Raw genomic sequence first — 3,481 nt, 5'->3', positions numbered from 1 at the left:
TAAGGAGGGGGACGCTGCTTGTTATTTTTCTATTGATTCATTTTGTCGAACCGGTACATTCCATCCATGTATCAAAACATGCCTGGAGGTCAGGTCTTGAAATATCAGTTTCTGTGGGTCTTACTCGAAACCTGGCACTGGTAACACTGCTGTGCACGACGAACTGCTCACTTATCCGGTATGTCTTCCGGCCATAATTGGGCGCCATGCAACACGCGCAGGATGCGAACCTCATCATCCAAAACCCGGTAGGTGACAATATAGGCAGGTAATGGCAAGAATAGAAAAATAGCAAGCAGCGGCCCCTCGCCTCCTTGGAACGGCAAAGCGAAAAACTAAAATCAGGCCGGTATATGTTATCATTCGAATGGGATATCGAAAAAGGAAAGAGCAATGAACAGAAACATGGCATTAGCTTTGGCGAGGCAAGCACCGTCTTTGCAGATCCTCTTTCGCTGACAATCCATGATCCGCTTCACTCCGAAGATGAAGAACGGTTTATTTTAATTGGAATCTCCCATAAAAACCGCATGTTAATTGTTGTGCATACTGAGCGTGGTGACAATATTAGAATAATAAGCGCCAGAGAGGCGACGAAAAAAGAGAGGTCATATTATGAAAGTAATGCAAAATGATCCTGACATGCTAGAGGGATATGATTTCAGTAAAGGAGTAAAAGGTAAATATGCAAAGAGATATGCGGAGGGGGCAAACGTTGTTGTAATTGATTCTGACGTGGCCCAATATTTCCCCGATCATGACTCAGTGAATGAAGCCTTGCGGTCACTCCTGCCTATAGTGAAAAGACACGCCAAGAAAAACGCCGAACAAGGCGCTTGATTGGATGAGAAGAACTCGGGCTGCGCCGGAGCGGGAGTGTGCGTCTAGGGGGACATCGCACTTAAGTAATTCAGTTGACGTACGCTGTGGGATGATGATAGAGTCGGCTTATGCCACGAACAGCCCGACTTGACGCACCCGGTGTTTTTCATCACGATCAGAATCGTTATAAATGTGCTCTGCCTTAGGGTGGCTGCCATCTGCAATAATTCTATGATAGAACATCCCGTTTCTGTTACGGGAAATAACGGTAGATTTCGCTTCGGTGAAGTATCCGGACCAAGGTGGCGGTGTCGCCGTCAATGATGAGGCCGAGCCGATAGTTCCCGGACCGGATGCGGAAATACTATCCTTCCGCCTTGAGTTTTTTTAAATTGTTGATGGCTGGGATCCCATCGGCAGCTTCGACATCCAGAATGATTTCTTGTATGCGCGCCAGGAGCTTTTTGTCCTTGGCATGCTTTTTCAGGTCTTTTATAAAACTGTTGGTGAAGGCTGTTTTCATCCCTTGTCTTCCAGAATATCAAACACCTCGCTTCTGCATGCTTGACCGGGAGGGTAGAGGGGACACTGCTTGTTATTTTTCTTTTGGGCGTTTCGAGCATTTAAATCCTTCAATGAAAGGACGGAGGCATTGTTCGTTCGCGAAAGCTCAAATCTTTAACTCATTGATTCAAAAGATATTTTTTATCTGTTGACAGGGGGATTATAGGATGACCCCTTTTTTTAGAATATTTCTTGGCAATCTTTGCCAATTTGTGTCATTATGGTTTCGGAGGTATTTATATGGCGACAATGAATGTTTCTCTTCCCGATCCGATGAAGCACTGGGTCGAGGCGCGGGCCAAGACCGGGCGTTACAGCAATGCCAGTGATTATGTCCGCGATCTGATCCGCAGGGACCAGTCCCAGGCCGCCAGGATTGCCGAAATGCAGCGGCTGGTGACGGAAGGTCTGGAAAGCGGCGTCGACGACCAGTCAATGGCTGATGTCCTGAAGGAATCCCGTTTGCGGGCGGTAAAAGCATAGGATCATGGCCTATCGACTGACCCGCAAGGCCATCGAAGATATCATCGCCATCTTTGCTGAAGGTGCCCACCGGTTCAGCCTTGATCAAGCAGAAAAGTATCATGTCGGATTGGAGCGGATCTTTTTGCTCCTCTCCGACAACCCGGAACTAGCCAGAAGTCGTTTGGAAATTTCTCCTCCCGTTCGTGTTTATCCCTATGGCTCTCATCTGATTATTTATCTGGTCGAAGAAAACCGGGACGTCCTGATCGTTCGTGTCCGCCACGGACACGAAGATTGGCTGGATCAAGACCTGCCATGAAGGGTGGCAAGGGTGAGTGGGGGAGTGCTCTTAAATAATTCAGTTGACATGCACTGTAGGATGATCTGCTTACGTCGGCCATTTCATTGAGGTACGCAGATAAGCCAAGCGGCCAAGCGGGGTCGGAGCAAGAAGAAAGGGTCGCGTCCGCTAAAATTAATCTATCCTGGTTCTTGTCCAATGACGCGGTTACGGAGCCCCCGCCACTCTCAATGCGATTGTTCTGTAGCGTTCCTTTTCCCCCAATACCTGAGAAAATCGGTTGGGGAAAAAACCTTCATGCCTTGCAAATGACTTTTGGGGAAATGCACTTTATTACCCGTGATCAAACAGGATGCCTTGCCTGCAATGGCTACTTCTAAAAATGGCTCGTCGTCCGGATCCGGTAATGGATTCGGCAATGGTTGTGTCGGATAGACCTGACCAGCATGTTGGATGTAGTAAAGCAGCGAAGAACTATGCTCATGGTTAAACTGGAAGCGGGGACGAAGAAGCACATCTCTATATTCCGTCAAAATCCTTGCATCGTAACATAAAGAAAGCTGCCCCGATGAAACCATCCTTATGATTTCACCACTCGTACCAAATGGGGTGAGCAGACCCGAAACCAGGATGTTCGTATCCAAGACGATTTTCATTTTTTTCTCTGTGTGCGAACCACCATGATTTCCTTGTCAATTTCTTTTATTGTGAGCTTACCGGTATCTCTGGCAGCTGATCCATATTGAAGCGCTGCTACAGCTTCTATGGCGCGAGCCCGGCGAAATGCCGATAATACCTGTTCCAGATTATCTTCATTAATCGAACTCAGAATTGCGATGGGCCTCCCGTTGCTGGTCAGAACCATCTCTTTTTCTTCAGGCAGCTCCCTCCATATTTGAGCAGATTTTCCTTTTAAATCACGAACACTTAGAAATTTCATATCATCACCTCTAATTGAGTCTCAATTGTATGCTTGATTGTATGTTCAGTTGAGGGGCAAGTCAAGGTGCAATCACGGTTAAGCGGAATTAACCGGCGGCGGTTCAGGATGAGATGTTGGCCCGCCGCAGGATTCCCAGGTTTCTCCGGGCATCGGCATCGTCCGGATTAAGCCGCAGGACCTCGACAAAATGGCTGATGGCTTCCTTGAATCGGTGCCTGCCGGCCAGGGCGGTTGCCAGGTTGAAGCGGGCATCGACGTCAGCGGGATTTAGGCGGACCGCCGCGGTGAAATGGATGATGGCCGCATCGATCTTATCCTGGTTGGCCAACAGGGTTCCCTTCTGGAAATGGGCCTCGGCATGGTCGGGGTTGATGGCCAGGGCCTGG

The 3,481-nt window shown here is 48.4% G+C and carries 8 protein-coding genes; 4 read left to right on the top strand and 4 right to left on the bottom strand.

Annotated elements, in window-relative coordinates:
* The first annotated feature begins 353 nt into the window (after positions 1-353).
* Complete coding sequence (locus P1P89_22760) at positions 354-635, top strand: BrnT family toxin (GenBank protein ID MDF1594344.1); 282 nt, start codon at positions 354-356, stop codon at positions 633-635.
* Entirely contained in the window at positions 616-840 is a 225-nt protein-coding gene (locus P1P89_22755; protein MDF1594343.1) for a hypothetical protein, read from the top strand. Before P1P89_22760 ends, P1P89_22755 begins: the two co-directional genes overlap by 20 nt.
* A 346-nt stretch (positions 841-1,186) precedes the next feature.
* Here the strand turns inward: P1P89_22755 and P1P89_22750 are convergent, their stop codons facing one another.
* Entirely contained in the window at positions 1,187-1,345 is a 159-nt protein-coding gene (locus P1P89_22750) for a hypothetical protein (protein ID MDF1594342.1), read from the bottom strand.
* 281 nt (positions 1,346-1,626) lie between these two features.
* Between P1P89_22750 and P1P89_22745 the strand changes: the two genes are divergently transcribed.
* Both P1P89_22745 and P1P89_22740 read left to right on the top strand, forming a co-directional pair.
* Positions 1,627-1,869, top strand: a complete 243-nt coding sequence (locus P1P89_22745) for a type II toxin-antitoxin system ParD family antitoxin (protein MDF1594341.1) — start codon at positions 1,627-1,629, stop codon at positions 1,867-1,869.
* Between the two features lie 4 nt (positions 1,870-1,873).
* Entirely contained in the window at positions 1,874-2,170 is a 297-nt protein-coding gene (locus tag P1P89_22740; protein ID MDF1594340.1) for a type II toxin-antitoxin system RelE/ParE family toxin, read from the top strand.
* Positions 2,171-2,379: 209 nt separating this feature from the next.
* On the opposite strand, the gene P1P89_22735 is transcribed toward P1P89_22740, so the two are convergent.
* From P1P89_22735 to P1P89_22725, 3 genes are all read right to left on the bottom strand, one after another.
* On the bottom strand, positions 2,380-2,808 hold the full coding sequence (locus P1P89_22735) for a putative toxin-antitoxin system toxin component, PIN family (protein ID MDF1594339.1): 429 nt from the start codon (positions 2,806-2,808) through the stop codon (positions 2,380-2,382).
* Positions 2,805-3,092 carry a type II toxin-antitoxin system Phd/YefM family antitoxin gene (locus tag P1P89_22730; GenBank protein MDF1594338.1) on the bottom strand — a complete coding sequence of 96 codons (288 nt, stop codon included), beginning with the start codon at positions 3,090-3,092 and terminating at the stop codon, positions 2,805-2,807. The genes P1P89_22735 and P1P89_22730 overlap by 4 nt, the downstream gene beginning before the upstream one ends.
* Before the next feature lie 103 nt (positions 3,093-3,195).
* A partial coding sequence (locus P1P89_22725; protein ID MDF1594337.1) for a tetratricopeptide repeat protein occupies positions 3,196-3,481 on the bottom strand: 286 nt, incomplete at its 5' end.

The organism is Desulfobacterales bacterium (genome assembly GCA_029211065.1).
GTDB lineage: Bacteria > Desulfobacterota > Desulfobacteria > Desulfobacterales > JARGFK01 > JARGFK01.
The sequence above is the reverse complement of the archived record's forward strand: the minus strand, read 5'-3'. Positions and strand labels throughout refer to the sequence as shown.